The sequence below is a fragment of the uncultured Amaricoccus sp. genome, from assembly GCF_937858865.1.
Taxonomy (GTDB): Bacteria; Pseudomonadota; Alphaproteobacteria; order Rhodobacterales; family Rhodobacteraceae; genus Amaricoccus.
In genome coordinates this window covers 1-1,709 of sequence record NZ_CALLYO010000206.1, presented here as the reverse complement: position 1 = coordinate 1,709, position 1,709 = coordinate 1, and the positions used below count along the sequence as shown (strand labels likewise).

Genomic DNA, 1,709 nt, shown 5'->3' with positions numbered 1-1,709 from the left:
CCGCCACGATGAAGCTGACGTAGGCGAAGCTGTCCCAGCGCGGGACCTCGGGCCGTGTCGTCGCGAGGTCGAGGACGATGTCGGGGTCGCCGAGGAGATCCCGCAGGATCCCGGTCAGGGTGCCGAGGATTTCCCCGTCAGTTATGCGGTCGGTCACGCGGCCTCCTTGCGGCTGATGCGGGTGGCGCGGCGGGCGTGCGCCGCGAGGGAAAGCGTCCAGCGCCCCTCACCCCCCGGCGCGAAGCCGAGCCGCGGGAAGAGATCGGCGATCACCCCGTTCTTCTCCGTCGGCACGAAGGCTGCCCGGATCTCGGAGATGCCGCGGGCACGGGCGGTCTCGGCGAGGATGTTCAGCGCCTCCTCCTCGAGCTGGCGGCCGAACACCCGGCAGCTCATCACCCAGTTGACGATCTCGAGCGCGCCACTCCCGGTTTCGCCCCGGGCCGGCTCGAGCAGCATGACGCTGACGATGCCGTTGTCGCCGAACTTGTCGACGAGGCGGAACTGCAGCGTCAGGCCCGCGGGGTCCGCGGCGAGCGCGGCCACTTCCGCCTCGGTGCGGCGGATGGTGGTGGTGTTGAACTGGTTGGTCTTGTTGAGGAGCTGGGTGACGCGGGCGAGGTTCAGCGCGGTCACCGGGCCGGCCTCGACGGTCATGCCGAGCGCCCCGAGGAAGGCGTCCATGTCGCCGGACGCCGCGAGGCTCTCGCGCTCAAGGTTGGCGGCGTACTGCCCGGCGCGATCGCGGTCCTCGGCGGTGAAGGCCACCGCCTCGAAATAGCCGGCCTCGGCCAGGATGCGCACATAGTGCGCCGGATCCGGCGGCAGCTCCGGCACCGCGACCTCCGGCAGCGCCGCGCGCACCTGCTCCCGCTCGACCGGATTGTCGTCGACGAAGACGAGCGAATCGAGGCCGATGTTCAGCGCCCTGGCGATCGCGCGCAGGTTCGTCGCCTTGTCGGTCCAGTTGGCGACGAAGGCGGCGAAGTCGGTGCGCTTCAAGAGCATCTCGGGATGGTCGAAGGCCACCTCCGCGATACGCGGGTCGTTCTTGGAGCAGACCGCGAGCACGATCCCCCGCTCGCTCAGCCGCTTGGCATAGGCCTGGAGCGCGAGGTACGCCTCCCCTACCCCGCTGCCCTGGCCGATGACGATGCCGGCGAGCCCGTCGTCGCCGATCACCCCGCCCCAGAGGGTATTGTCGAGGTCGAGCACCAGGCATTTCCGCGACTTGCCGCGGGCGGCGGCGAGGAGCCGCGCCACCAGCTCGCCGTACATCGGCCCCGCCTGCGGGGCGATCTCCATCTTGGCCTGCAGCCAGCGCACCGGATCGTGCCAGGCGTCGAGCCCGTCGCGGCTGGCGACGCGGGCGAGGTCGAGCAGCAGCACGCCCTCGGCGGCGGCGGCCTCGGCGAGCGCGGCGTTCAGGCGCTGGACGAGCCGCGCCGGCGCCCCGGGCACCGCCGCGTCGAGCCCGCCGAAGAGCGGCGGCTCGAGATCGAGGAAGGTCTGCTGGATGACGAGGGCCCCAAGGCCGCGGGCGCGAGCCCAGAGCGCCCGGAGGTCGGCGACGGCGGCGGCGACGGCCGCGTCCGCCGCCTCGGCCGGGGCAGCGAGCGGCACCGCGCCGAGGAAGTCGCGGGCGGCGAGCGCGAGGAGCACCGCGTCGGGACGGAAGGCGGCGAGCCCGCCCGGATCGAGGAGTTCCT

General features: G+C 72.6%; 1 protein-coding gene. It reads right to left on the bottom strand.

The features are described from left to right. Window positions 1–153: 153 nt before the first annotated feature. The coding region (locus Q0112_RS05675; protein WP_297972613.1) for an HAD family hydrolase at window positions 154–1,709 on the bottom strand (1,556 nt) is incomplete at its 5' end.